This window comes from Streptomyces sp. NBC_01426, assembly GCF_036231985.1.
Lineage (GTDB): Bacteria > Actinomycetota > Actinomycetes > Streptomycetales > Streptomycetaceae > Streptomyces.
On record NZ_CP109500.1, the window covers coordinates 6,951,053 to 6,977,210 of the forward strand.

At 72.1% G+C, this 26,158-nt stretch carries 27 protein-coding genes; 13 read left to right on the top strand and 14 right to left on the bottom strand.

Going from position 1 to position 26,158, the window contains the following annotated elements; all coding sequences use genetic code 11:
• The first annotated feature begins 196 nt into the window (after positions 1-196).
• Together OG906_RS31040 and OG906_RS31045 are read left to right on the top strand one after the other, a co-directional pair.
• Entirely contained in the window at positions 197-646 is a 450-nt protein-coding gene (locus OG906_RS31040) for an SRPBCC family protein (protein WP_267828850.1), read from the top strand.
• Positions 643-1,479 carry a DUF1206 domain-containing protein gene (locus OG906_RS31045; protein ID WP_392894714.1) on the top strand — a complete coding sequence of 279 codons (837 nt, stop codon included), beginning with the start codon at positions 643-645 and terminating at the stop codon, positions 1,477-1,479. Before OG906_RS31040 ends, OG906_RS31045 begins: the two co-directional genes overlap by 4 nt.
• Before the next feature lie 92 nt (positions 1,480-1,571).
• On the opposite strand, the gene OG906_RS31050 is transcribed toward OG906_RS31045, so the two are convergent.
• Positions 1,572-2,384 (bottom strand): hypothetical protein, encoded by an 813-nt coding sequence (locus OG906_RS31050; RefSeq protein ID WP_329447379.1) that lies wholly within the window; start codon positions 2,382-2,384, stop codon positions 1,572-1,574.
• Positions 2,385-2,555: 171 nt separating this feature from the next.
• On the opposite strand from OG906_RS31050, the gene OG906_RS31055 reads away from it, so the two are divergent.
• Complete coding sequence (locus tag OG906_RS31055; RefSeq protein ID WP_329447380.1) at positions 2,556-3,335, top strand: S1 family peptidase; 780 nt, start codon at positions 2,556-2,558, stop codon at positions 3,333-3,335.
• A 69-nt stretch (positions 3,336-3,404) separates the two neighbouring features.
• Here the strand turns inward: OG906_RS31055 and OG906_RS31060 are convergent, their stop codons facing one another.
• The gene (locus OG906_RS31060) at positions 3,405-4,082 is read right to left on the bottom strand and encodes a class I SAM-dependent methyltransferase (RefSeq protein ID WP_329447381.1); all 678 of its coding nucleotides are present in this window, start codon (positions 4,080-4,082) and stop codon (positions 3,405-3,407) included.
• A gap of 177 nt (positions 4,083-4,259) precedes the next feature.
• On the bottom strand, positions 4,260-6,401 hold the full coding sequence (fusA, locus tag OG906_RS31065) for an elongation factor G (protein WP_329447382.1): 2,142 nt from the start codon (positions 6,399-6,401) through the stop codon (positions 4,260-4,262).
• Positions 6,402-6,917: 516 nt separating this feature from the next.
• On the opposite strand from fusA, the gene OG906_RS31070 reads away from it, so the two are divergent.
• On the top strand, positions 6,918-7,700 hold the full coding sequence (locus tag OG906_RS31070; protein WP_329447383.1) for a hypothetical protein: 783 nt from the start codon (positions 6,918-6,920) through the stop codon (positions 7,698-7,700).
• A gap of 167 nt (positions 7,701-7,867) precedes the next feature.
• Here OG906_RS31070 and OG906_RS31075 read toward each other — a convergent pair whose 3' ends face one another.
• A complete protein-coding gene (locus OG906_RS31075; RefSeq protein WP_329447384.1) occupies positions 7,868-8,560 on the bottom strand; it encodes a L,D-transpeptidase family protein in 693 nt (230 codons plus the stop codon).
• A 228-nt stretch (positions 8,561-8,788) separates the two neighbouring features.
• Positions 8,789-9,370, bottom strand: a complete 582-nt coding sequence (locus tag OG906_RS31080) for a TetR family transcriptional regulator (RefSeq protein WP_329447385.1) — start codon at positions 9,368-9,370, stop codon at positions 8,789-8,791.
• 102 nt (positions 9,371-9,472) lie between these two features.
• On the opposite strand from OG906_RS31080, the gene OG906_RS31085 reads away from it, so the two are divergent.
• On the top strand, positions 9,473-10,456 hold the full coding sequence (locus OG906_RS31085) for an aldo/keto reductase (protein WP_329447386.1): 984 nt from the start codon (positions 9,473-9,475) through the stop codon (positions 10,454-10,456).
• A gap of 102 nt (positions 10,457-10,558) precedes the next feature.
• On the opposite strand, the gene OG906_RS31090 is transcribed toward OG906_RS31085, so the two are convergent.
• Positions 10,559-11,086, bottom strand: coding sequence for a hypothetical protein (locus OG906_RS31090; RefSeq protein WP_329447387.1), 528 nt, complete (start codon positions 11,084-11,086; stop codon positions 10,559-10,561).
• Between the two features lie 1,209 nt (positions 11,087-12,295).
• On the opposite strand from OG906_RS31090, the gene OG906_RS31095 reads away from it, so the two are divergent.
• Positions 12,296-13,843 (top strand): D-alanyl-D-alanine carboxypeptidase family protein, encoded by a 1,548-nt coding sequence (locus tag OG906_RS31095; RefSeq protein WP_329447388.1) that lies wholly within the window; start codon positions 12,296-12,298, stop codon positions 13,841-13,843.
• Positions 13,844-13,907: 64 nt separating this feature from the next.
• Here OG906_RS31095 and OG906_RS31100 read toward each other — a convergent pair whose 3' ends face one another.
• Entirely contained in the window at positions 13,908-14,492 is a 585-nt protein-coding gene (locus OG906_RS31100; protein WP_267801001.1) for a helix-turn-helix domain-containing protein, read from the bottom strand.
• 187 nt (positions 14,493-14,679) lie between these two features.
• On the opposite strand from OG906_RS31100, the gene OG906_RS31105 reads away from it, so the two are divergent.
• Positions 14,680-16,308, top strand: a complete 1,629-nt coding sequence (locus tag OG906_RS31105; protein WP_329447389.1) for an MFS transporter — start codon at positions 14,680-14,682, stop codon at positions 16,306-16,308.
• Positions 16,309-16,411: 103 nt separating this feature from the next.
• On the opposite strand, the gene OG906_RS31110 is transcribed toward OG906_RS31105, so the two are convergent.
• Both OG906_RS31110 and OG906_RS31115 read right to left on the bottom strand, forming a co-directional pair.
• Positions 16,412-17,509, bottom strand: a complete 1,098-nt coding sequence (locus tag OG906_RS31110) for an amidohydrolase family protein (protein ID WP_329447390.1) — start codon at positions 17,507-17,509, stop codon at positions 16,412-16,414.
• A 38-nt stretch (positions 17,510-17,547) separates the two neighbouring features.
• Entirely contained in the window at positions 17,548-18,873 is a 1,326-nt protein-coding gene (locus OG906_RS31115; protein ID WP_329447391.1) for a cytochrome P450 family protein, read from the bottom strand.
• A 296-nt stretch (positions 18,874-19,169) separates the two neighbouring features.
• Between OG906_RS31115 and OG906_RS31120 the strand changes: the two genes are divergently transcribed.
• Positions 19,170-19,739 carry a hypothetical protein gene (locus OG906_RS31120; protein ID WP_329447392.1) on the top strand — a complete coding sequence of 190 codons (570 nt, stop codon included), beginning with the start codon at positions 19,170-19,172 and terminating at the stop codon, positions 19,737-19,739.
• 69 nt (positions 19,740-19,808) lie between these two features.
• On the opposite strand, the gene OG906_RS31125 is transcribed toward OG906_RS31120, so the two are convergent.
• The gene (locus OG906_RS31125) at positions 19,809-20,198 is read right to left on the bottom strand and encodes a hypothetical protein (protein WP_329447393.1); all 390 of its coding nucleotides are present in this window, start codon (positions 20,196-20,198) and stop codon (positions 19,809-19,811) included.
• A 412-nt stretch (positions 20,199-20,610) separates the two neighbouring features.
• On the bottom strand, positions 20,611-20,772 hold the full coding sequence (locus OG906_RS31130; RefSeq protein WP_053682363.1) for a hypothetical protein: 162 nt from the start codon (positions 20,770-20,772) through the stop codon (positions 20,611-20,613).
• Positions 20,773-20,976: 204 nt separating this feature from the next.
• Between OG906_RS31130 and OG906_RS31135 the strand changes: the two genes are divergently transcribed.
• The 3 genes from OG906_RS31135 (at position 20,977) to OG906_RS31145 (ending at position 22,807) form a co-directional block, all read left to right on the top strand.
• A complete protein-coding gene (locus OG906_RS31135) occupies positions 20,977-21,156 on the top strand; it encodes a CsbD family protein (RefSeq protein ID WP_385640946.1) in 180 nt (59 codons plus the stop codon).
• A gap of 298 nt (positions 21,157-21,454) precedes the next feature.
• A complete protein-coding gene (locus OG906_RS31140) occupies positions 21,455-21,805 on the top strand; it encodes a PRC-barrel domain-containing protein (RefSeq protein ID WP_329447394.1) in 351 nt (116 codons plus the stop codon).
• A 42-nt stretch (positions 21,806-21,847) separates the two neighbouring features.
• The gene (locus OG906_RS31145; protein WP_329447395.1) at positions 21,848-22,807 is read left to right on the top strand and encodes an aldo/keto reductase; all 960 of its coding nucleotides are present in this window, start codon (positions 21,848-21,850) and stop codon (positions 22,805-22,807) included.
• Positions 22,808-22,921: 114 nt separating this feature from the next.
• On the opposite strand, the gene OG906_RS31150 is transcribed toward OG906_RS31145, so the two are convergent.
• A complete protein-coding gene (locus OG906_RS31150; RefSeq protein ID WP_329447396.1) occupies positions 22,922-23,347 on the bottom strand; it encodes a hypothetical protein in 426 nt (141 codons plus the stop codon).
• Positions 23,344-23,526, bottom strand: a complete 183-nt coding sequence (locus OG906_RS31155; RefSeq protein ID WP_267801010.1) for a hypothetical protein — start codon at positions 23,524-23,526, stop codon at positions 23,344-23,346. Before OG906_RS31155 ends, OG906_RS31150 begins: the two co-directional genes overlap by 4 nt.
• Positions 23,527-23,622: 96 nt before the next feature.
• Here OG906_RS31155 and OG906_RS31160 point away from each other — a divergent pair, with 96 nt between their 5' ends.
• Both OG906_RS31160 and OG906_RS31165 read left to right on the top strand, forming a co-directional pair.
• A complete protein-coding gene (locus OG906_RS31160) occupies positions 23,623-24,258 on the top strand; it encodes a TetR family transcriptional regulator (RefSeq protein ID WP_329447397.1) in 636 nt (211 codons plus the stop codon).
• A gap of 135 nt (positions 24,259-24,393) precedes the next feature.
• Complete coding sequence (locus OG906_RS31165; RefSeq protein WP_329447398.1) at positions 24,394-24,765, top strand: SH3 domain-containing protein; 372 nt, start codon at positions 24,394-24,396, stop codon at positions 24,763-24,765.
• Between the two features lie 105 nt (positions 24,766-24,870).
• Here OG906_RS31165 and OG906_RS31170 read toward each other — a convergent pair whose 3' ends face one another.
• Complete coding sequence (locus OG906_RS31170; RefSeq protein ID WP_329447399.1) at positions 24,871-26,142, bottom strand: pyroglutamyl peptidase; 1,272 nt, start codon at positions 26,140-26,142, stop codon at positions 24,871-24,873.
• Positions 26,143-26,158 lie beyond the last annotated feature (16 nt).

A 26,158-nucleotide genomic window follows, 5' to 3' on the forward strand; every position in this document is an offset into this window, starting at 1 on the left:
GGTGTCCAACGACGGCCCCGCGGTGCGCCACCGCGGCCGGATGACGGGACGGCGCGGGCCGGGCAGCGGGCTCGGTCGTGCGCGGCCGCATGGAGGAAGAGGGTTCGGGTAACCGCGTGTTCGGAGCGGCCGACCCGGCGCACCGACGCCCGGAGGATCGGGCGCTCCGGCACCGACCTGTATGGAAGGGGTACTCATGGCGCACGTCGAGGAGTACGTGGAGGTCAACGTCCCTGTTCGGACGGCCTACAACCAGTGGACACAGTTCGAGAGCTTCCCCGCGTTCATGGAGGGCGTCGACCGGGTGGAGCAGCGCGACGACACCCTCACCCACTGGGTCACGAAGGTCAACGGCGTGGAGCGCGAGTTCGACGCACGCATCACGGAACAGGTCCCGGACCGCCGCGTGGCCTGGACGACCGTGGACGGTGAGACCCGCCAGGCCGGACTGGTCACCTTCGAGGCGGTCGACGCGACCACCACCCAGGTGTCCCTGCACATGAACTGGATTCCCGACGGTCTCGCCGAGAACGCCGCCGACAAGCTCGGCCTCGTCAAGCGCCGGGTGAGCGGCGACCTGAAGCGGTTCAAGGTGTTCATCGAGTCTCGCGGTGCCGAGACCGGCGCCTGGCGCGGTGAGGTGTGAGTACCGCCAGAGCGGGCGTGGTGGGCGAGGGCGTCCGGTCCGCCTCGCGCGGTGGTAAGGCCCGATCCGTCACGGCCCGGTGCGGGTTGGTGGCGCGCGGCGCGCTGTACATCCTCATAGGACTGATCGCCGTCCGCGTCGGCTTCGGCAAGGGCGGCGGCGAGGCGGACCGGCAGGGAGCGCTCCAGGAACTGGCCGGCAAGCCGTTCGGGAGCGTCCTCGTCTGGGCCGTCGGTATCGGTCTGATCGGGATGGTGCTGTGGCGCCTGTCCGAGGCGGCCTTCGGCGCGGCCGGCCCGAAGGGCGACAAGGCCACGAAGCGTCTCACGGCGGCGGGGCGCGCCGTTTTCTACGCGATCGCCGCGTTCTCGGTGCTGTCCTTCGCGACGGGTTCCGGAGGGGGCACTTCCGGCGGTGACGAACAGTCGCGCGACCTGACGGCTTCCGCGATGGAGCTCCCCGCCGGACGGTGGCTGGTGGGCGCCGTCGGACTCGGGATCGCCGTCGCGGGCGTGATCATCGCGGTGCGCGCGGCCCGCCGTACGTTCCGCAAGCACCTGGACATGGTCGGGGTCGCCGATCACTGGCGCAAGGTCGTGGACGTCCTCGGGGTGACCGGCGGCGTGGCCCGCGGCGCGGTCTTCACGGCGGTGGGCGGATTCGTCCTGTACGCCGCGTGGCGCTACGACCCGAGCCAGGCGAAGGGCATGGACGACACGCTGAAGACCTTCACCCAGACCCCGGCCGGCCCCTGGCTGCTCATCGCCGTGGCCATCGGGCTGGTGCTGTTCGGTGTGTTCTCGTGGGCCATGGCGCGGTGGCGCAAGGTCTGAGTACGGCGCCCCGGCCTCGCTCCGGGGCGGCAACAGCCGGGCGACCGGCGTCATCGAGGCCACTGACCCCATGGGGTCAGTGGCCTCGGGCGTCAGGCCGGGCCGCCCGAACCGTTCTTGACCATCTCGGTCATGTCGGCCGTGTCACCGGCCGGCGGGGCGGTGATCGTCCGCGCGACACCGAAGGACAGGAAGTCCATGCTGACGGTGGTCGTCCCGAAGGTCTGGTTCATCCGGGCGGGCATGCCCTTGTCGTCGACCCAGACGTCCGCCACGAGCTCTCCGCCCGTGCCCAGCGCGTTGTAGACGGCCGCCGCGTCGCCGAGCTTGTCCGCCGGAACCGAGGCGTGGTAGTGGACCGCCTTCTTGCCGTTGACGTCCTCCGTCCCGACCTTGGTGACGCCCCGGGCGTACTTCAGCGACTTCAGGCCCGCGGTCGGGTCGCTCTCCGCCTGGGTCATGCCGGCCGCGCCCGCCTCGCCGAGAACGGCGGACGCCTCGATCTTCAACCAGGTCTTGCCCTTGAACGGGCCCGCCTCCGCCGGGTCGACGCCGTAGTAGTACGCCCCGTCCACGAGGCGCATCGTGATGGTGCCGTCCGCGACCAGGTCCTCCATCTGGAGGTCCTTGGCCGGCATCTCGGTCTCCATCGCGAGGCCGTTGCCCCAGGAGTAGACGCCCTTCATGGAGACCGGCTTGCCACCCGTGTCGGGCGACGTCACGGTCATGTCTATGTCCGCCGAACCGGCCTTCGACGCCTCGTCGGACGCCTGCGACAGCGCCGCGACCAGGGCCTCCGCCGAGTCCGCCGCCTGCTGGGCGACCGGGCTCGCCGAACAGCCCACCACACCCACCGTCATGAACAGCGCCGCGGTGACACCCGCGGCAGCCTTGCCTGCCTTCATCCCCACCCCTATTGCCGACCATCCGTCGTTCATCTTTATGACGAGCCTACATTCGTGCGGAGCTCCGGTCCGCCGGCTCCTCGGGGAACCGCACCCCGGCCGCTCCGCGTCGTGGTTCACGGCAAGGACGCGCCGCCACCGGGCGCCGCGCCGTGACTCCGGGGGGATCACATGCTCACGTTCCACAGGCGTACCGCGGCCGCGGTACTCACCGCCTCCGCCCTCGCCGTGGCCGGCCTCGCCGCCGGCGCCGCGCCGGCCGCCGCCATCCACGGCGGGCAGAACACCACCGCGGCGCTGCACCCGTACGCCATGATCATCGCGACGGCGGAGGGCGCACAGGTCTGCGGGGGCACGCTCGTGGCCCCGAGGAAGGTGCTGACCGCCGCGCACTGCGTCGCCGACGTGCCGGCTCCGCGCGACCTCCTCGTCATCGGCGGGCGCACCGACACGGGCAGCGCCAAGGGCACCGTCCGGCACGTCGCCTCGGTCAGGATCGATCCGAAGTACGTCCAGGGCACTCTCACCCACGACGCCGCGGTCCTCACCCTCACCGGGTCCATGCCCTACCGGCCGATGGCCGTGGCCGGCCCGAAGGACTCGGCCCTCTACGCCCTCGGCACGAAGGCGAGGGTGGTCGGCTGGGGACGCACCGACACCGACACCCCGGGTACGCGACTGAAGTCCGCCGTCCTCACCGTGGCGCCGCTGAAGAGTTGTGAGCCCTACACCGAGCCCGGCGAGTCCCGCGCGTTGAAGGTCTGCGGAGCCTCCGCACCCGGCACCGACGACAGCATCTGCCGGGGCGACTCGGGGGGCCCGCTGGTCGCCGGCGGCAAGGTGATCGGCATCGTCTCCACCGGCAACAAGTACTGCGACGACCAGTACCCGGTCTCCGTCTTCACCCGGGTCAGCGCGGTCGCCGCGGGACTCGGCCTCCCCGTCGGATAGCGCGTCCGGCGTCGGCCGGCGCGGCGCTCCCGGTTCCCCCGTCGAGGGCGGGAGAGCCGGGACCGCGCCTCACGACGCGGCGGGACGGGAGGCGGGCACCACCGGCTTGCGGGCGACGACGTAGGCCTGTGGCACCTTCTCCACACCCTCCTCGGGCTCCCGCAGGAGCCGCGCGCGAACCGAGAACCCGGCCCGGCCGAGGGCCTCGGCGATCCAACGCGGCCGCTGCCGACGGAAGTCGAGCGCCACCTCGTGGCCGAACGGCCGGTCCACGCGCAAGGGAGCGTCGCCGACCTGGAACGACAGCATCAGGTGACCGCCCGGGGCCAGCACCCGATGGAACTCGGCGAACACCCCCGGCAGCCGCTCCCGCGGCACGTGGATGATCGAGTACGAGGCGAGGAGGCCGCCGAGGGAACCGTCCGCCAGGTCCAGGGCGGTCATGGAACCCTCCTCGAACCGCAGGTGCGGATACGTCCTCCGGGCCAACGCGACCATCGCCGAAGACAGATCGAGCCCGAACGCGGACAGCCCCAGCCCGTCCAGGTACGCCGTCAGGTGCCCGTGGCCGCAGCCGATGTCGGCCACCGGCCCGGCGGCGCCCGCCCTCACGAGTTCGGCGAACCCGGCCACCATCGCCCGGTCGAGCGGTCTGTCGACCAGCCAGTCGCCGAAGTGCTCGGTGTAGTCGAGGGCCACGGTGTCGTAGAACACCCGGGCTGCGGCGAGGAAGTCCGATCCGGTCATGGCCGAACACCCTATCCGCCGGCCCCGAAGCCGTCCCCGGAACGCCCCCGGCGGACGCCACCCGTGCGGACGACCCGCCGGGCACCGATCCGACGGGGGAGGCCCGAGGAGACCGGTCCGACGGGGGAGGCCCCAAGGGGAAGGCCCCCGATCGCCGGGGCGGTCGGGGGCCACACGTCAGTCGGACGCGCCCCGGGCGTCCACCGCTGCGGGCACGCGGGCGTACCCCACGGGCCGGGAGGTGAAGGTGCCCCGGCCCTGGCTGCGACTGCGCAACCGGGACGCGTACCCGAACAGTTCGGCCAGCGGAACGGCCGCCGTGATCGAGGTGGTCCCGGTCCGCGTGGTCGAACCCGCGACCCGACCGCGCCGCGCCGCCAGGTCACCGAGCACGCCGCCGACGGCCTCGTCGGGAACGGTCACCACGACCTCGACCACTGGTTCCAGCAGCTCCATGGTCGCGGCACGCAGCGCCTCGCGCAGCGCGAACCGCCCCGCCGCCCGGAACGCCATCTCCGAGGAGTCCTTGGAGTGCGTGGCGCCGTCGGTCAGCGTGACCCGCAGCCCCGTCACCGGATGACCGCCGAGGGGACCCTCGGCGAGCGCGTCCCGGCAACCCGCCTCCACCGCACGGACGAACTCCTGCGGCACCCGGCCGCCGACGACCACGGACCGGAACACGAAGCCGTCGGCTCCGCCCGGACCACCGGAGCCGGCGCCGTCGCGGGCGCCGGACGGGTCGGCGATCTCGTCGTCCAGGGGGTCGACGTCGATGACCACATGGGCGAACTGGCCGGCGCCACCGTCCTGCTTGACGTGCCGGTACACCAGCCCGGACACCCCGCGAGCCACCGTCTCCCGGTAGGCCACCCGGGGGCGACCCACCTCGACGCGCAGCCCGTGGCTGAGCCGGATCTTCTCCACCGCGACCTCCAGGTGCAGCTCTCCCATCCCCGACAGCACCGTCTGCCCCGTCTCGGGATCCGTCCGCACGACCAGGGAGGGATCCTCCTCGACCAACCGGGCCAACGCCGACGACAGTCGACCGATGTCGGCCCGGGTGCCCGCCTCGACCGCCACGGACACCACCGGCGCGGCGACCGTGGGCGGTTCGAGGACCAACGGCGCGTCCGGAGCGCACAGGGTCGTCCCGGCGCGGGTGGACTTGAGCCCGACCACGGCGACGATGTCCCCGGCCACCGCCTGCTCCACCTCGGCGTGGCGGTCGGCCTGGACGCGCAGGATGCGGCCGATCCGCTCGGTCCGGCCCGCCGTCGCGTCCAGCACCGTCTCCCCCTTCCGCATCGTTCCCGAGTAGACGCGCAGACACGTCAGCCGCCCGGTCGCCGTCGCGTTCACCTTGAAGGCCAACGCGGCGAACGGGGCCGCCGGATCGGCGACGCGCTCCTCCGCCCCTTCCGCGCGGACCCCGCGGAGCGCGGTGCCGCGCACCGGCGGCATGTCCGCCGGCGAGGGCAGGTAGTCCACGACGGCGTCGAGCAGCGGCTCCACCGCACGGTTGCGGTACGCGGATCCGCACAGCACCACCACGCCCTCACCTCCACGCGTCAGCTCGCGCAGCGCGGCGACCAACGTGGAGGGGGAGAGCGCCGACGTGGCGCAGTACTCCTCCAGCGCGGCCGGGTGCAGCTCCGCCACCCGCTCGTCGAGCAGCCGGCGACGTCGCAGCGCCTCCTCCCGCAGGGCGTCGGGGACCGCGCCCACCTCGAACGTCCCGGAACCGGACCCCCCGGCCGCCGCGTTCCACACCAGGGCCCGCATGCGGACGAGGTCCACGACTCCGGTGAAGCCGTCCTCCCGCCCGATGGGCAGTTGCACCACCAGCGGAACGACGTGGAGCCGGTCGCGCAGCGACGCCACGGCGGCGTCGAGGTCCGCGCCGACCCGGTCCATCTTGTTGACGAACGCGATCCGGGGCACCCCGTGTCGGTCCGCCTGGCGCCACACCGACTCGCTCTGCGGTTCGACGCCCGCGACGGCGTCGAAGACGGCGACGGCGCCGTCGAGGACGCGCAGCGAACGCTCCACCTCATCGGCGAAGTCCACGTGCCCCGGAGTGTCGATCAGGTTGATCCGGTGCTCGTTCCACGTACAACTCACCGCGGCCGCGAAGATGGTGATGCCGCGGTCACGTTCCTGGGGGTCGTAGTCGGTGACGGTCGTCCCGTCGTGGACCTCGCCGCGCTTGTGGGTGGTCCCGGTCGCGTACAGGACCCGTTCGGTGAGCGTGGTCTTGCCGGCGTCGACATGGGCGAGGATGCCGAGGTTGCGGACGGTGGTCAGAGGTGTGGTGCGCATGGCCCGAGGCCTTTCATGGGGCAGGGGAGTGAGGGCGGCGCGATGGGTGGAGGAGGCGACGGAAGACGACCCGGATCCGCTTGCAGGGCATGGCGGCGTACGGGCGTACCGGCATACCGGCGTGCCTGCGTGGCGGCGCGTGCCGCGTGGTGGCGGCATGCCGCATGCAGGGGGCCGGGTGGGCCGGAGCGCCGCGACGGCGGGCCGCGCACACCGCGCGACCGGCTCGTTCGCCGGGCGGATCAGGTCTTCTTCGTCACTTCGTCTCGGACATCCGGTGACGGCCGCGCAGCCGTTACCGGGAAACCGAAGACACCAGGATCACGTCGTACCGGGACCGGGGAGCATGGACGGCGATGCGGTGACACATGGCCGGGCTCCCCTCGTGGACTGGTTCGACGAAACACGCGCCGCGCTCTTCGTGGCACACACGGGTGAGTCTAGGGACGCGCGTCCGACGGTGCATCACCTTTTCCGACAGGCATATCGGGCCCCGGCGCCGGGCATCACGTCCTGGTGAAGTCCGGCAAGTACAGGGGCGGTCGGCACGGGGACGCGCTCCCGCCCTGGTTGCGGGCGCTGGTCGTCCTCGGCGCGGTTTTCGCCGTCCTCTTCTCGGCGCGGGCCCTCGACCGGGGCCACGACGCGACCGTCACGTACGAGCGGGCGTTCGTGTGCGGCGGCGAGGAGTGCCTCCACGAGGAAACGGGCGAGGTACGTGACCGAAGGACCGGGGAGACCTGTACGTCGAACGGCACGAGCGGCGGCACGACCGCGGGCGGGGCGCCGGCGACCATCGGCGGCGTTGCCGCCGGCGCGGGCGGGGCGGGCGGCGCACCCGTGACCATCGGGGGCGGGGGCGGCAACGCCGGCACCAGCTGCACCAGGTACCACGACGTGAAGGTGGCCTGGAGCGGTGGCTCCGACTGGTTGGGGGTGGCCCCGGAGACCTACGAGGAGGCCGGGGCGGGCGATCGCGCACGGTTGCGGACCTGGAAGGGACAGGTGGTCCGACTGGAGATCGACGGGCACGTCCGCACCTATCCACCCGCGTCGGAATCGGGCCTGTGGTGGCGGGTGTTGCTGCTCTGGCTCGGCCTCGGGGTCGGCGCGTGGGCGCTGGTGAGCGGTCGGCGGTCCGACTTCTACGGTCTGGCCGTTCCCTGGGCCATGGTGGCCATGGCGACCGCGCTGTTCGGGCCGGCTCTGTTGATGTGGTCGCCCCCGGCGTTCTGCGGGGCGCTGGCCCTGCTGACGCTGGGCCTGGCGTTCGGGGCGCGGGCGGCTCACCGGCTCTGAGCCGCCCCGCCGATCGCGTGCCTGATCAGCCGTGCCGCCCCGGCTGGCCGGTCGGCCGCATCCCTCTGCCGTGAGTTCCTCCCGGGTGCGGCATGACATGGGTCAATGCCGCACGCGCGAGGCCCCGTTGGCCTGAGCGCCCCCTGCCGGGGGCGCCGAGGTGATCGTCAGGTCCCGGGCTTGTTCCCGTAGACGTAGACGTCGTCGCCGTTCTTCAGCATGTTCCAGTACGCCTTGGCGTCCGCGATCCGCATGTTGACGCACCCACCGGACCCGGGCGGGTTCCACATGCTCTTGTCCACGGAGTGGAAGGCGATGCCGCCGTCGAAGAACTGTGAGTAGGGCATGGCGACGTTGTAGATCGTCGACCAGTGGTTGATGTTGCGGTAGTAGATCTTCTTCAGGCCGGTCCGGGTCTCCGTGCCGTCCTTGCCGGTGCGCACCGGCACCGGACCGTAGACCAGCTTCGCCCCGTCCTGGACCCAACTGAGTTGGCGCGTCAGGTCGACACAGGCTATTCGCCCCAGATTGGTCGGACACTTGCCCGCCTTGTTGGGGGTGGTGCCCGCCGCTCGCTGGTCCAACATCGTGCTCATCGTGCGCCAGGTGAGCGGTCCCGCGTAACCCACGGTCGGCGTGATGCCGTGGGTCGCCTGGAACGATCGGATGGCGGTGCAGTCGGCGGACGACTGCACCCCGTCGACGGGCCGCCCCAGGAACTGCTCGACCTGTCGCTGGTACGGGCCGGTGGTCACGTTGCAGCTGGCGGCTTGCGCCGTCCCGCCACCGGCCACCACCAGCGGCGCCGCCAGCGCCACCGCCCCGCCGACCACAGCCGCGGTCCTTCGTCTCGTACGCATGCGCGTGGATTTCACATCGGCCTCCCCATGGGGTTGTTCCCACCTGTGAGGCGGAACGTACAGGCGATCGCCGCCGGTTGGGATCCGGGTGCCGTAAATCGCCTCGTACGCATGCCGTAGGGGTGTGGACGTGACCGGAAGGATCCGTTCCATCACCCGATGTGATCGGCCGGGGGGCTCGGGAGTGGTCTCGGGAAATGGTCTCGGGGGTGTGTCAGACCTCGGACCTCACGCGTCGGGCGCGGCCGTGGCCCGGCGTACGGACTCGACCACCGCCGCGCGATGCCGTGACAGGCGCTCGGCCGGCCAGTCGACGCCCTGGCCGCCGGCCGCCGGGCCGCCCACCGCGCCGAACCAGGCCTGGGACAGCCCCATCACCAGCGTCAGCACGTCGGCGGGATCCAGGGACGGGTCGACGCGACCGGCCCGCTGGGCCCGTTCCACCTCCGCGATCTTGTCGCGGTAGGACTCCGCCTCGACGTCCGTGCTGCCGGGGCGCTCCAGTTGCTTCCACAGTACGAGCCGCATCAGTGACGGCCGCTCGACGAGGTGGTCGAAGACCGCGCCGGCGTACCCCGCCAGGTCGTCGGCGTCGAACGGGACGGACTCCGCGCCCGACTCCAGCGCCCGCAGGAGCACCGCGTCGAAGAGCTCCTCCTTGTTGCCGAAGTACACGTAGATGAGTCGCTTGTTCGCCTGCGCCGCCTCGGCGATGCGGTCCACCCGCGCACCGGCGATGCCGTACGTCGCGAACTCGGAGAAGGCCGCGTCGAGCAGACGTGCCTTGGTTGCGCTGGAATCCCGTGCCATGCCCGCAGCCTAGCAAGTAACTATCTGGTTATTGACATCCCTCGGCGGTCGGATGCATGGTTGACCTATCCAGTTAGTTACTTACCTGTAGAGGGGCATGTCATGGAGATCCGCGCACTGGGCGGTCAGGGACTCGAGGTCGGCGTCGAGGGCCTCGGGCTGATGGGAATGAGCGCCCACTACGGCGCCACCGACGAGACCGAGTCACTCGCCACCATCGACCGGGCGCTGGAGCTGGGGGTGACACTGCTCGACACGGCCGAGGGCTACGGCCCCTTCGTCAACGAGCAGCTCCTCGGCAAGGCCCTGGCCGGCCGCCGCGAGGCGGCCGTGATCGCCACCAAGACGGGTGTCGAGTTCACGGACGAAGGCGCCTTCCGGGGCCACAACGGCACGCCGGAGTACATCCACCGCGCGGCCGAGCGGTCCCTGCGCCACCTCGGCACCGACCACATCGACCTGTACTACCTGCACCGCGTCGACCCGAACGTGCCCATCGAGGAGAGCGTCGGCGCGATGGCCGAGCTCGTCACGGCCGGCAAGGTCCGCCACATCGGCCTGTGCGAGGTCGCGCCCACCACCATCCGGAGGGCCCACGCCGTCCACCCGCTCGCCGCCGTACAGACGGAGTACAGCCTCTTCGAGCGGGGCATCGAGCACGACGGCGTCCTGGACGTCCTGCGTGAGCTCGGCATCGGGCTCGTCGCGTACTCGCCGCTCGGTCGGGGGTTCCTGTCCGGCGCCGTCACCAGCCCGGACGACTTCGCGGCGGACGACTTCCGGCGTACCGACCCCCGCTTCCAGGGCGAGAACTTCGACCGCAACCTCGCCGTCGTCGAGCAGGTCCGCCGCCTTGCCGCCGAGAAGGGCGTCGCCCCCTCGCAGCTCGCCCTGGCGTGGACACTGCGCCGGGGCGCGGTGCCCATCCCGGGCACCAAGCGCCGCCGCTACCTGGAGGAGAACGTCGCCGCGACCACCGTGACGATCACGGACGCCGAGCTGGCGGCCATCGACGCCGTGGCCCCGCACGGCGTGGTCTCCGGCGACCGGTACGCGCCCGAGCTGATGGCCGCACTGAACGGCTGACCGGCCGAGTGCTGACCGGCTGAGTGGCTGACCGGCCGAGCCGGCCGTCGGCTCGCCGGGCGGCCGTGTCCGTCCCGCGGGGGCGGACACGGCGGCGCGGGGCTACTGCTTGTTCTTGGCCAGGTCCTCCTGGAAGGCCTTCGCGCAGGTGGGGCCGTTGTCCACGGCGATGAAGGAGATGACCAGCAGGCTGCCGGCCTTGCCCTGGTGGCTCGCCTTCAGCGTCCAGCCGCTCTTGTCCAGCGACTTGATGACGGACATCGGCTGGTCGGAGGTCCGCGTCTCCTTCCAGCCCCCCGTGACGAGGGCGGCGACGGTGCCGTCGAAGGACTGCTTGGAATCGGTGACCTTCTTGCCGTCCGGGCTCCAGGACACCATGCAGGCCTGGAGGCTCGCGGGGACGTCGTCCCCCGACTTCTCCGTGAATCCGGCGCCCGTGGCGGCCCCCGCGATCTCCTTCTTCACCGCGGCGGCGTCCAGGGTGCCCGCACCCTGCTCCGCCGGGGTCGCCGCACCGGACGCGGGGGCCTCACCGCCGCCCTTGCCCTGGTCGGCGCCGCCTTCGCTGCCACAACCCGCGACCAGCAACACCACACCGGCGGCCGCGGCCACCCACTTCACCTTGCGCACAACGCTCCCGATTCCGCCCGTACGAAGGCCCCTTGCCCCCGTGATCAAGGAGGGAGTCTGTCAGGGCACGACGACGGCCGAGGGCAGCGGCAGGGCCGACGGCGACGTGAGACCGGTCACTCCGAGAGCCGTACGGCCACCCTCGCCACAGCCTCGTCCACCTGCCCGTCGGGGCACCGCCCGCACCCGCTCTGACGTCGGAGTATGACCGAACGGTCACAGGATGGGGGAGGGGGAACGCCCCGGGTCCGTCGCGCATCTAGACGTCCGGCGGGTTCCGTGGGATCCGCCGGTGAACGGTATCGGCGAGAGCCGGCGGACCGCCGTCATCGCGTGGGCGATGGAGCGGCCGCCGGAGGCGAATGTCAAGGCGGGGCTGGGATGAAGGCGGTAACGGTGGCGGACGGTTCCTCGGACCCTGCGCAGGCTCCGGAGACTTCGGGCACTACGGAGCCCGAGGCGCACCCGCAGACCTCGGAAGCGGGAGCGGGCCGGGCGCCCGCCGTCGCGCCCGTGCGGGGGGACGGCGACGGCACGAGTGGGGTCGGGCCCGGGGAAGCCGGTCCGACCGAAGACGGTCCCGAGGAGGCCGGGGGCGCCGACGCGCCCGAGCCCTCGGGGCGGGCCGCGACGCCCGGCGACGGCCGGGAGGAGCCCGAGCCGACGCCGGAGCCCGCGGCGACGGCAGGGCCCGGAGCATCGGGTGAGCCCGAGGAAGTGGCAGTGCCCGAGCGGCCGGCCGGTACCGAGGAGACGGCCCGCCCCGACCAGGCGACCGACCCCGAGGACGCGGCCGACCCCGACCCGGCACCGGAGGGGACGCCGGAGCCCGCGCGGTCGACCGATTCCGAGGAGTCGAGCCCTGCCCCGGAGTCGCCCTCCGAGCCCGGGCGGAAGCCGCGGACCGAACCCGCAGCTGCGGACGTCGGGACGCCCCCGGACGTCCCGACGACCCCGAAGAGCACGGAAGCCCCGACGACCCCGAAGCCCGGCGAAGGCTCCGCCGGCGAGGCGACCGGGGGAGCCGCAACGGGCCCGGACACAGGATCGAAGGCGGCACCGAAGGCACCACGGACAGCGGCACCGGCTGTAGACCCGGACGCAGGATCGAAGGCGGCACGGACAGCGGCACCGACGGCAGACCCGGACGCAGGACCAAAGGCAGGCCCGGGCGCAGCCCCGAAGACGGGGCCGCGCGGCGGATCGCCCGTGCCCACCTCCGCCTCCGCGTCCGCGCCCGTACGCGTGCCGTCGTGGGCGCGGGAGAACGCGCACGACGCCGAGCGGACCAGCGAGTTCGTCGCCCTGAAGGCACTCGAAGCCCCGACCTCGACCCCGACCCCCGCCCGCACCCCCGTGCCCGCCCGCACCCCGATGGCATCCGCCCCGACGGCTCCCGCCCCGGCCGCCCTCGTCCCGGAGCGCACCCGGGAGGTCCCGCAGCCCCCACAGCCCCCGCTGGACCTGTTGGCCGAGCTCACCAACACCCCGCCGCCCACGGAGACCACCCGCCGGACCGCGCTGCGCCGCGTCAAGATCTGGACGCCGATCGTGCTGGTCCTCGCCGGTTGCTTCACCGGCGCCCAGCTGATGCGTCCCCTGCCCGAACCGAAGCTCGTCGCCGCGGACTCCGTCCACACCGTCGACGGACAGCTCACCCTGCCCTGGCCCACGGAGGGGCAGGGCGCCATCCGCGTGCCCGGTTCCGGTGACATCGCGGTGTTCGGTGAACAGAGGCCGGTCCCGACCGCGAGCGTCGCCAAGGTCATGACGGCCTACGTGATCCTCAAGGACCACCCGTTGGCCAAGCCCACCGACAAGGGCCCCGACATCACGGTCGACGCGGCGGCGGTGGCGGACGGGACCTCCGAGGACGAGTCCCGCATCGAGGGGCTCAAAGCAGGAGCCACGTACAGCCAGCAGGACATGCTCAAGATGCTGATGATCCCCTCGGGCAACAACGTCGCCCGTCTGCTGGCGCGTTGGGACTCCGGCACGGACTCGCAGGACGCCTTCGTCGCGAAGATGAACGCCGCCGCCGCCGAACTCGGCATGAAGGACACCGTCTACACGGACCCCAGCGGCCTGGACAAGGCGACCGTCAGCACCGCCGTCGACCAACTGAGGCTCGCCGAGGCGGTGATGAAGAACGACGCCTTCCGCGCGATCGTCAAACTGCCCAACGCGACCATCCCGGGGCTGCCGAAGCCGATCTACAACAACAACGACAGCCTGCTCACGGCGGCGGACCTCAGCGTCAAGGGCATCAAGACCGGGTCGAGTACGGCGGCCGGCGGCACGCTCCTGTGGGCCTCGTTCAAGTCGGTGGGCGAGGAGACACCCCTGATCCTCGGCACGATGATGGACCAGCACGCGGACGGCCCCGACCTGAACGGCGGGGACAGCCTGAAGCTGGTGAAGGAGAACAGCCGGAAGGTGATCGAAGCCGTCCGCAAGGCACTCGCCTCGACTCCGGTCATCCACAAGGGACAGGTCGTCGGTCACGTGGACGACGGACTCGGCGGCCGTACCCCGCTCGTCGCCACGAAGGACCTGAACGCGATCGGCGTTCCGGGCCAGCAACTGCGACTCACCCTCGGCGGCGGTGCCGCCGCGCTGCCCCACACCGCGAAGGCGGGCGCCGAGGTGGGGGTGCTGACGGTCGGTGACGGCGCGGGCGCCAAGACCGTACCGGTGGCGGTGGGCGTCGATCTGGCCGAGCCCTCGTTCGTGAACAGGCTCACCCGACTCGGCTGACGGTCCCCGCGGGGTCACCGCCCGGGCTGCCCCGGGTGGTGACCCCGCGCGCCGGATCGGCGCGTCAGGACTGGGGCTTCGCGCGTACGTGCATGCGTTCGCCCTGCCGTCCGAAGAGGCTGAGGACCTCGACGGGCCGTCCGTCCGCGCTGCTGAACCAGTGGGGCACCCGGGTGTCGAACTCCGCCACCTCGCCGGCGCCGAGAACCAGGTCGTGTTCGCCGAGGACCAGGCGCAACCGGCCGTTCAGCACGTACAGCCACTCGTAACCCTCGTGGGTCCGCGGGGAAGGGTCGGCGCCCCGGTCAGTGATGATCATCTTGTACGCCTGAAGGGGGCCCGGGGTGCGGGACAGGGGCACGTACACCCCGCCGTTCGGCAGGGCATGGGACGTCAACCGCACCCGGGGATCGCCCACTTCGGGCGCTCCCACCAGGTCGTCCAGGGGTACGTGGTACGTGCCGGCGAGCGGCAGCAGCAGTTCCAGACTGGGGCGGCGCTGCCCGGACTCCAGCCGGGACAGGGTGCTCTTCGAGATGCCGGTCGCCTCGGAGACAGCCGCAAGGGTGAGTCCGCGCGCGGCGCGCACGCGCCTGAGCCGGGGGCCGACCTCGTCGAGGACCGCTCGGTAGGGCTGTGGTCTGTCCATGGGGGCATTCCATACCGTCGTCCCGGAACCGGCAACAAAGATTGTCGTCCCACGAGGGCCGGCGCACGCTCCCCGGCAGCGCACCGAGGCCGAACACCGGCCCGGGCCGCCGGCCACGCCGCCTCCCGCCCCCCCGCCGCCACCCGGCGGCCGGGCCGGCGGAGGCCGTGAGAGAACGGAGTTCGTGTTGACACCGATCGACGAGGGACGCGGGAAGGTCGGCGCCGGCGGCGCCGAGGACGCAGGGGGAACGACCTCGCCGGGAGGGGCGCTCGCCGCGCTCTCGCTGGCCATGGTGCTCTCCTCGCTCGGCGCCGGCAGCGTCAACGTCGCCCTGCCCACACTGGCGCACGTGTTCACGGCCTCCTTCCCGCAGGTCCAGTGGGTCGTCCTCGCCTACCTCCTGGCCGTCACCGCCCTGATCGTCGGCGCCGGACGGCTCGGCGACCTCGTGGGCCGCCGCCGGCTGCTGCTCGCCGGGATCGCACTGTTCACGGCGGCCTCGCTGCTGTGCGCCTCCGCGCCCCGGCTCTGGCTGCTGATCGCCGCCCGGGCGGCGCAGGGCCTCGGGGCGGCCGTCATGATGGCGCTCACCATGGCGTTCGTGGCCGAGACGGTTCCGAAGGCGCGGATCGGCAGCGCCATGGGAATGCTCGGGACCATGTCCGCGATCGGTACCGCCCTGGGTCCCTCGCTCGGCGGCGTGCTGATCTCCGGCCTCGGATGGCGGGCGCTCTTCCTCGTCAACGCACCGCTGGGCATCCTGACCCTGCTCCTCGCCCGCCGTCACCTCCCGATCGACCGGCAGGTCCGTGAGCCCGCCGGCGCACGGTCCGGCTTCGACCGCGCGGGCATGGCGCTGCTGGCCCTGACGCTCGGGGCCTACGCCCTCGCCATGACTCTGGGGCACGGCGGGTTCGGCGCGGCGAACGCGGCCCTGTGGGCGGTCGCCGCGCTCGGGGTCGTCCTCTTCGTACGGGTCGAGGGGCGCGTCGCGTCCCCGCTGATCCAGTTGGCGGCGTTCCGCGACCCGATCCTGAGCGCGGGCCTCGCCGCCGGCACGCTCGTCTCCACCGTGATCATGGCGACGCTCGTGGTCGGGCCGTTCCACCTCTCGCGCGGGCTCGGGCTCGACGACGCCCTCGTCGGACTCGTCCTGGCCGTGGGGCCGGTGGTGGCCGCGCTGACCGGTGTACCGGCCGGGCGGCTGGTGGACCGCTTCGGAGCGCGTCGCACGATCTGCGCGGGACTCCTCGCGATGGCCGCCGGCGCCTCTGCCCTGTCGATGACACGGGTGTCGTCGGGGGTCGTGGGATACGTCGTCCCGCTGGTGGTCGTCACCGCCGGCTACGCGCTGTTCCAGACGGCCAACAACACCGCCGTCATGGCGGAGATCGCCCCGGAACGCCGGGGCGTGACCTCCGCGCTGGTGAACCTCTCGCGCAATCTCGGGCTCATCACCGGTGCGTCCGTGATGGGCGCGGTGTTCACGTTCGCCTCGGCCGCGGACGATGTCACGACGGCGAGCCCGCAGGCCGTGGCGACGGGTGTGCGGTTCACCTTCGCGGTGGGGGCCGCCCTGATCCTCTGCGCACTCGCCCTCGTGACGGGCGGCGGTTTCCTCGCGAGGGCGTACACGTCGCGGGCGACCGCCGGTACGGACACCGGCCCCGGTGGTACGGACCGCGCCCCCGCCGGTACGGACACCGGCCCCGCCGGTACGCACAGCACCCCCGGTGGTACGGACACCACCCCCGGCGCGGCGGGGACGCCGCCGGCCCGCGCGGCCACCGACCCCGGCACGGGCCGGCGCTGACCACCCCACCGGCCGGGTCCGCTGCGGCCCGACCGGCACGTGCCGCCCACGAGCGTGCGTGGGCGGCGGTGCGGGAGGGCCGCGAGCGGGCGCGGCGCCGCCGTCAGGCCGTGGCCAACTGCGGGATCAGGCGGAGCGCGTTGTCGTGGTGGATCCCCCGGACCTGTTCGGGGGTGAGGGCCGGGTCCGCGTCGAGCGCGGGCAGCGCCAGGTCCAGCACCGTGTCGGCGGGCGCGGCGGGCCAGTCGGTGCCGAACAGGATGTGGTCGGCGGGCGCATGGGCGAGGAGGGTCGCGGCCGGCGCCATCGGGCCCGCCGTGTCGTAGAAGAAGCGCCGGAGGTGATCGCGGACCGCGGCGGGCTCGATGGGCGGATCGCAGAACCGTCCGAGAGCCTCCAGCCGCGGCGCGATGTACGGGAGGAAGCCGCCGGCGTGCGGCAGGATCACCGAGATGTCCGGGAAACGGTCCAGCGTCCGCCTGCTGATCATGTTCACGGCGGCACGTGTGGTGTCCAGCAGGAAGTCGCACATGAAGTTCGGGATCCCGGGGACCGTCGGCGCACCGGGGGGACCGCCCGGCAGGTGGTGCGGGTGGGTGTCCACCACCGCGGAGGCCTCGTTCAGCTCGGCGAACACCCGGTCGTAGGAGGGGTCTCCGAGGTAGACGCCGCCGTAGTTCGCCGTCACGTTCACGCCCACGGCGCCGAGCTGCCCGAGTCCGCGGCGGATGGCCCAGGACGACGAGTCGAGATCGTCCAGGAAGAGCGGCACGTAGTGCAGGAAGCGGCCCGGATGGGAGGCACTCACCTCGACCATCGAGCGCAGCGTGATCGTGATCGCCTCACGGAGCTGCGCCGACGACCGGTAGCGGGCCGGCAGCATCGGCTTGAGCACCGCCGTCGTGATGCCCGCGCCGTCCATGAACCGGACCGCTTCCTCGATGCCGAGCCCCGCCCAACGCGGCAACTGCCTCGGATCGATCAGCTCGTGGCGCTCGGCCCACTCGCGCCACTCCGGGGCGCAGTAGTGATGGTGCATGTCGATCTTCGGCCGGGCCCCGTGCTCCGTGCCGAGTACCGGCGGGGAATCGGCCGTGGCGACCCGCGCGAGGTCACCGACGAGGTCACCCGTGGCCACCGAGGGGACCAGGAGCCCCTCGGCGGGCGCGCGCACCAGGCGCAGGCCGGAGGTGGTGTTCATGGGGTTCTGCATGCCAAATCACCGTCCCTCGGATCGGGTCACCTGTGGGCGGAAACGGAGGTCGCGGGCGACCGGTGCGTCGGGGCGAGCGCCTCGACCGGCCGCGACGGCTCCAGGACGAGCCGCAGCCGCTCCAGCCCGCGGAACGCCGCCATCGGCCCCTTGAGCCACGCCCCCGCGGGTTCCTCGTCCGGTGCGATCTCCATCTCCGGGAACTCCCGCAGCAGGCAGGAGAGCGCGATCTCGAGTTCGAGTCGTGCCAGTGGCGCGCCCAGGCAGTAGTGCGTCCCGTGGCCGAAGCCGAGGTGCGTGCCCTGGAGTCCCTCGCGCGTCACGTCGAGGTCGTCGGGGCGGTCGAACTTCTCCGGATCCCGGTTCGCCGACGAGAGGGCGATCTGGACGAGCGACCCCTTGGGGATCACCGTGCCCCTGATCTCCGCGTCCTCGGTCGCGTAGCGGAACGTCGACGTCTCCACCGACCCCTCGAAGCGCACGATCTCCTCGACCGCCCGGGGGATCAGCGTGGGGTCGGTGCGGAGCGTCGCCAGCTGATCGGGGTGGAGCAGCAGATCGAGTACCGAGTTCCCGATCTGGTAGGCGGTGGTCTTGTGCCCGGCGAAGAACAGGACCCACAGCGACGACACCAGCTCCGCGTCGTCCAGGGCCTCCTCCGCCCTGATGATGTCCCCGAGGAAGCAGTCCGAGGGGTTCGCCCGCTGGTGCGCGATCAGCCGCCGCAGTCGATCCTGCAGCCACTCCTCGGCGGCCTTCAACTCGGCCTTGGCCGCGGGGTTGAACCGGGAGCGCGTGACCACCGCGAACTGCTCCAGGATCTCGGGGCGATCGGCCTCCGGGATCGTCATCAATTCGCACAGGACCGAGATCGGGAGGGGGAACGCGAACGAGGACATCAGGTCGACCGAGGCGCTCTTGCGGCACTCGGCGAGGAGCCGCTCGGCGATCTCGGTGATCCCGGCCCGCATCTCCTCCACCCGCCTGGGGGTGAAGGCGCTCCGCAGGACACGGCGCAACCGGGTGTGCCGGGGCGGGTCCGAGAACAGCACGTTGTCGTCCAAGGCGTCGAAGAAGTCCCCGAACACGGCGTGGTAGATGTCCATCGCCCCGCGCATGTTCTTGCTGAACCGCGGGTCGGACAGGGCGTCGCGGGCGTCGTCGTAGCGGGTGATGAGGTACGTCGCGACGCCGTGCGGAGGCGTCAACCGGGCCACCGGGTCCCGCTCGCGCAGAGCGGCGTAGACGGGGTGGGGACACGAGCGGTACTCCGGCGCGCCCTTGGACACGGCCGCCACGAGGTCGTGCACGGCGGCGGCGCCGTCCGGTGTCGTCGCGTTCTCCTGCGTCATGTTCCGCACCCTCCGTGCCACTCGCCTGTGTGGACTCAGCGGTTCCCCGACGGGAGCGTTCGCAAAACGGGCCTTGGTGCGTTCGAGTCAGGAGGCCTCCGCCGGATGCGCGGCCCGGGCCGACCGCCCGCACACCACCGCCGGCCCGGCCCGGGCCGACCGTCCCCACGTCACCGCTCGGCCGTTTGGCGGTCCGTCGTCCGGTCAGCCGCGCGGACGGGTCGCGTGGCGGGTCCGACGGCCCGGGACATCATGCTGCTCGTCGAGCAACCAGACCGCCACCGAGGAGTCCGCGCATGGCTCGCAGCACCACCCTGGTCCTCATCACGACCGCGACACTCGCCCTGACGGCCGCCGCCGGCCCCACCGTCGCGTCCGCGGCCTCCGGCGCGGACACCGGCAGGGCCGCCGCCGACCGGGCCGTCACCTATCGGGCGACCGCCCCCTATCTCCGGCACGCCGGTGGCGTGAAGGCGGGCTACGTCCCGGACAAGTACTGCGTGGCCGACCCGGCCGGCACGGGCGCCCTCGGCTACCCGCACTTCAACCACGCGTACGACAACTCCGTCGATCCCGCCAAGCCCGCCGCGCTGTACTACGAGGACGACGGCCGCGGCGGCAAGCGCCTCACCGGGGTCCAGTGGCTGGTCTACGACAAGGACCAGGACCTCACCACGGACGACGACCGCCCGAAGCTCTTCGGCAGGTCCTTCACTGGCCCGCTGCGCGGCCACTTCCCCGGCCAGCCCGTCCACTACGCCCTGCACATGTGGCTGTGGAAGGAGAACCCCAAGGGCACCTACCAGACCTACAACCCCGCGGTGACCTGCCTCCCCGGCACCACCCGCCCGAAGCCCCAGACCTGACCCCGGACCCGACCCGGGTCCGGGGTGGCTCGATCCGCTCGGCGGCCGGCCGCCGAGCGGATCGCCGCACTACCGCAGATCGGCTTGGAAGAGGGTGGTCAATTCCTTCTCCACCGTGCGGACTTCCTCCTGACGGTCCATGTGGATCAGCTGCTCCCTGTACAACGTCAGCGAATGGACGAGGAGTTCCACGCGCTCGGGCTCCAGTGCGCACATGCGGCGCGCGGCGGCGACCGATTCCGTGTGGAGGGCCAGCGCGATGTCGGGGCGATCGGTGAATTCCCGCCGCGCGTACTTGCCCAAGGCGACGGCCAGCAGCGGGAGGTACGCCAGGGGGCTCACCTGGGCGAGCACACGGTAGGCGGCGACCCGTTGGCCGAGGGGCGGCTTCCCGGAACCGAGGAGAGCCACTCGTGCCCGAAGGACCGCGTGGTGATTGATGTGCGCCGAGGGATTCATGAGGGAGATTCTCAGATCCGAACAGGCCCCCGAACAAGGGAGATCGGCTGTGTCGTCAGTCCTACTGAAAAGCCGTCTGACCTGTCATGATGGAGTCACCTTCACCCCTGTGAGCCCCTCGAACACCGGCCGTCGGACCGCTGAGGGGGCGAATCCCGTCGGTGGGGCAACTCGATTCCGCCCGGCGCCGACGCGTCTCGCGCGCCGCCGCGAAGTCCAGGGGGCGACCGACCGACCGGGGGACACCGGGAGCAGGACCCCCAGGCCCCCAGGAGCGCCGCCGCAACGAACCGCGTCTCCTCCCGGCGTGCGATGTCGGCCGGCGTGGGCGCACCGGACCCTGCCGGCACGACCGCAGGCCCACCCCGGAGTGCGGGGTGGGCCTGCGTGACGTACGGCGTGGTCGGCGGCGTTACCAGCGGTACCAGCGTCCGCTGCTGCCCTTCGGCCGGGCGACGAAGCCGATCAGCCAGAGGATCAGGACGATGATCGCGACCCACCAGAGGATCTTGAGCGCGAAACCCGCACCGAAAAGAATCAGTACGAGCAGAAGCACGAGAAGAAGGGGAACCATGGTTTATCGACCTCCGAATGTCCGTCTGCCCGACCATGCGTTCGGCATTTTCTCTTCTTACCCGATTCTTATGCCGGACAGGCGGGTGGATACACCCGCCTGGTCGACACGGTAATGGAACCGGTGAAAGCGAAGCCGGGGCGTTTGAAGTCCGATTTTCTGGTCAGGTGCCGCGGGGTAAGCGTTTTCAACCGCATGGGAGTGATGACCGTGTCCGGTGACCAGAAGGCAAAGGCCAAGACCGAGCAGGCCAAGGGCAAGATGAAGGAAATCGCCGGCCGTGCGGTGGGGAACGAGCGTCTTACCGCCGAGGGCCGGACCGAGCAGGTCAAGGGCGATGCCCGCGAGGCGAAGGAAAAGCTGAAGGACACCTTCAAGCACTGAGCGAAGCACTGACCGAAGCACTGACGGAAGCGCCGGCCGAAAGCGCCGAGGTCGAAGCGTCGACCGACACCGCGTCCACCACAGGGGCCGGACCTCCCTCCGAGAGGTCCGGCCCCTGTCGCCGTCCCCGGCCCCCACCCGCGGGTGACCCGGCTCCCGGGTGCTCCGGCGGCGCCGCGATCGGCGCACGTGTGAGAACCGGGGCCCTGGGCAGGCGGTGATCGAAGGCGTCCGCCGCCCCCGCCGCGCGGTGGTCGGGCAGGGCGGACGCGTCGATCCGGAGATGAGGGAGCAGCTCGTGAACGTGAACGTGTGGGGATACCGCGAGACTTCGGGCCGACTGGAGGCCATCGACCTGACCGGCTTCAAGGTCGAGGCGGCCGACGAGGACATCGGCAAGGTCAGCAAGCACTCCGACGACGCGGGGTCTTCCTACATCGTGGTGGACACCGGCCCGTGGATCTTCGGCCGTGAGGTCCTCCTGCCCGCCGGCACGGTCATCCACGTCGACGTGGCGCAGGAGAAGATCTACGTCGACCGCACGAAGGAGCAGATCAAGTCGGCTCCCGAGTTCGTGAGCGAGCAGCACATCGGCGACAGCGACTACTACAGCCGGATCGGCGGCTACTACGGCGGTTTCCTCGGCTGACACCCGGACCGACACCTCGGCCGCGCCCGTAGGCTGTGCCCCATGGTGATCAAGGTGCACGAGGCGGACCGGGACCGGCTGCTGTACGGATGCATGGCGCTCGGCGGCGGATGGAACACGGAGCCGTACGGGCCCGGCGACATCGACGCGGCCGAGGCGGCGATCGAGGCGGCCCTCGACAGTGGCATCACGGGATTCGACCACGCCGACATCTACCGGCACGGCAAGGCCGAAGCGGTGTTCGGCGAGGTCCTCTCCCGCACCCCCGGTCTGCGGGAACGCATCACGCTCCAGACCAAGTGCGGGATCCGCCTCGCCGAGGGCGATCGCCCCGGCATCTACGACCTGCGCGGTCCCACCATCGTGCGGCGGGTCGAGGAGAGCCTCTCCCGGCTCCGCGCGGACGTCATCGACGTCCTCCTCCTGCACCGGCCCGATCCGCTGGCGGACCCGGCGGAGGTCGCCGAGGCGCTCACCTCGCTGCGCCGACAGGGGCTGGTCCGGGAGTTCGGCGTGTCCAACATGAGTGGCGCCCAGATCGCGCTCCTCCAGTCCCACCTCGAATTCCCTCTGATCGCGAATCAGTTGGAGATGAGCCTGGACCGTCGGGACTGGCTTGAGGACGGCGTGCTCGTGAATACGCCCGCCGCGGCGCAGAGCGGATTCCCCACGGGGGCGATCGAGTACTGCCTGACGCGGGGCGTTCGCCTCCAGGCCTGGGGGGCCCTGGCGCAGGGCCGGTTCACCGGCCGTCAGGAGAGCGAGCGGGAGCACGCGACGGCGCGCCTCATCGCCAAGCTCGCCGGTGAGAAGGGCACCACCCCGGAGACGATTCTGCTGTGGTGGCTGCGCCGGCATCCGGCCGGGATCGTGCCGGTGGTGGGCAGCGGCCGCCCGGAGCGCATCCGGGCCTGCGCGGACGCCGCGCGACGAGACCCGGAGCTCAGCCACGAGGAGTGGTACGAGCTGTGGCTCACGGCGCGCGGCGTTCCCCTGCCCTGATGGAGTCGGCATCGAGTGGGCCCCGGCGGGATCCGAACGGCGCGGCCCGGGGCCCCGGCGCACGGCCGCCGTTGCGGAGCGCGGAGGTTTCCGGCCGTCCGCTCGGCGCCGGCCTCAGCCGACGCTCCACGACCAGGTGCCGTCCGCGTTGATCAGGTACGCCAGGATCGCGAGGTCGGCGACGCCGAGCACGAGGCCGAGGCGGGCGCGGCCCGGTCGGCTCGTGCCGCGGTACAGGGCGAGCCCGGCGAGGACGATCGCGATCGGTCCGAGCACGAGGTTCATCACGAGCAGACCCACCAGGCCCGAGAGGAACGAGACGACGGCCATGTCGTCGGCCTCGCGGGTGGTCCCGGTGCGTCCGGTCCCGGCCTCGTGGTCGGGGGCGTCGGCGCGGCCGGCCGGCCCGTGGGCGGATCCGGATGCCGTGTCACGGGCGGCGGTTGCGCCGCCGGCCGCGGTGGTGACGTCGGTTCGACGGTCGTCGAGGTCGGTGTGCTCGTGGGTGGTGCGGTCCAGGGTCGTGCGGTGGGATGTCATGAGGAACCCTCCTGACGGCTCGCGGATCGGTGGTGGCGCGTGGTCCGTTCACGTACGGCGAAGATCAGCAGCCAGGCGGCGATCACGGCCGTCCCGGCCAGGGTGACCGGCGCCGGGACGTGGGCCACGGTTCCCAGCAGGACCCCCAACAACATGAGGGCCGCGACGAGGAAGAGCATCGTGCTTCCTCCCAAAAATGGGTGACAGTTGTTCACTGACTACCCAGTCTAAATGGTGGCATGCGGTTGTCGGGGGATCGGGGTTTACTTTCCGACATGAGTCAGACCGTCGGGGCCCGTCAGGCCCAACGCCACCGCACCCGCCGGGCCTTGCTGGACGCCGCCCTGTCGCTCCTGGAGGAACAGAGCCTGGGGAGCTTGGGCCTGCGGGAGGTGGCCCGTACCGCCGGCGTGGCGCCGACCGCCTTCTACCGGCACTTCGCGGACATCGAGGAACTGGGGATCGCCCTGGTGGACGAGGCTCTGGAGAACCTCCACGGCGGTGTCCGCTCCCTCCTGGAGACCTCGGAGGAAGCCGATCGGCGCCTCGACGAGGCCGTCGATCTGATGGCGGAGCTGGTGCGCACGTACCCCGGACACCTGCGTTTCATCGTCCGGGAACGACACGGCGGGGTGCGCGGGGTGCGGGAGGCGATCGCCGGTCGGCTCGACGCCTTCGCCCGGGAAGTGGCCGAAAGGCTCGCCTCCGATCCGCTCGGCGCGGGCTGGAGCCCGGCCGACCTCCTGATGCTGGCCCGCCTGTACGTCGACCACATGGTGATGACGGCCTCGGCCTACCTGGCCGCGGCGTTGGAGGACAACGAGTGGGCCGAGGTGACGGACACCGCCCGCCGTCAGCTGCGGCTCATCCACCGGGGGCGACTGAACTGGCTCGCCGGGACGCGGCCGTGACCACACGGAGCGGGGCCGACCGGGTGACGGGCAGGCGTGTCAAGCACCCGTAAGGCCGATGCCGTGGTGATAGTCGGTCCGGCGGTGCCTGGAGGGGCCGCCTACGGCTGGCCAGGGCGACGGGAGTGTTGAGCGATGGTGAAGAAGACGGCGACGGCCTGCGTGCTCGCGGCAGGCCTGCTGATCGGGCCCCTGGGGGCCTCGGGTTGGGCGGCCGGCGCGGGTACCGCGGCGGGTGCGGCCCACCGGGCGGGGGTGGAGGCGGCGCCGAAGCCCGGCTACACCTTCGGCGTCGTGGTGTCGCGGTGGGGCGTCAACGTGCGGAGCAAGCCCACCGTCTACTCGAAGGTCGTGAAGACGCTCGCCCCCCGGCAGCGCATCGGCCTGGTGTGCGAGAAGCGCGGCAAGTGGGTCGACGGCAACCCGATCTGGTACCGCGTCCACGGGGTCAACGGCTGGGTCGCGGCCCGCTACGTGCACAACCTCCAGCCGATCAAGCCCTGCTGATCCGAGCGCGGGACGGGTCGCGCCGGCCGGGCGGTCTCGCCCGGCCGGCGGACCGATGACCGCCACCGCGCCGGCCACCGGGAGGAACCGGGGCCGGCGCGGACGTCACCGCCGCACGGCCGCGTGTTCGAGGACGGCCCGGACCTCGGAGGCGATCGCGCTCTCGTTGCCTTCGAACTCGGGGCCGGTCAGGACCCGGGGATCGGCCGGCAGCCCGGTCAGCACCGGGGTGTGCAGGTGCCCGCCGGGCATCCCGGGTGCGAGTTCGGTCCGCAACCGGTTGGAGCGGTAGGCCACTTCGTTGGAGAGGTAGCCGCCACCACCGCCCTCCACGGCGCGCGACCCCGCGGTCGGACCGTCGGTACGGTCCACCGGCGCCGTGCCACCGGCGGGAATCTCGGTGACGGCGCGGTTGAGGAGCACCGGATAGGGCGTCTGCACGGCGGCGGTGACCGCGTCGGCCGGCAGGGTGGTCCGGATGAACTCCGCGCCCCTGCCCAGACCGGGAGCCGTGACCGGATGCTCGCGGGTGCCCCCCGAGAGCGCGCGGACGTTGTCCGGGTACGGGTCGGCCGAGCGTGCGCGCCCCGCCCAGTCCTCCAGGGTGAAGATGCCCGGGTACCCCTGACTGACGGTGGTGATGACGTCCGCCTTCTGGGCGCCGGCGGCCAGGTGCGGGGTGAAGGCCCGTTCCACCATGCCGGAGTCGAAGTCGGCGTAGCGCACGGGGAGTACGACGGCCCGGATCTCGGCGCGGCTGCCGTCGGCGAGGGTGATGCGGAGGCCGTTGAGGCGCAGGGCCGCGGATCCGGACGGGTTGGCGCGGCGGATCTCGGCGTCCAGCCCGAACGGGTCGAAGCCGCTGATGAACACGCGCCGTACGCCGGTCGCCGCCCGGAACCCGTTGTCGGTGAGACCCCGGGAGGCGTCCTCGAAGCGGGCCCGCAGTGCACGCCGGTCGACGGCGAAGCCGGGCTCCCAGCGGGCGAGCGCGGCGGTCATGGCCAGCCGGGTCCAGTACAACGGCCGGTCGTCGCCGGTCGCGAGATCACCGCCGGGCCGCTGCCCCTGCGCCCGGCTCACGGCCGACTGCCACAGGGCCTCGCCCCAGCCGTCGAGGAGCCGTTCGGCCTCGTCGGGGCCGCGCACCCCGCACAGCGCGGCGGGGAACCGTCGTACGAAGTCACCCAACCCGGCACGCTCGATCAGGGCCGTGGTCCGCGGGTCCGAGAGCCGCGCCTGCTCGGCGTCGAGCGGCGCGGAGGGCGAGGTGGGGCAGGGGGAGCGCTCGTCCGCCGTGGCGGCGGTGGCGACGGTCAACGGGATCAGGGTGGCGAGCAGGGCCGCGGCCGACGCGGTACGCCGTAAGAACATCATGCGATGTGACATTACG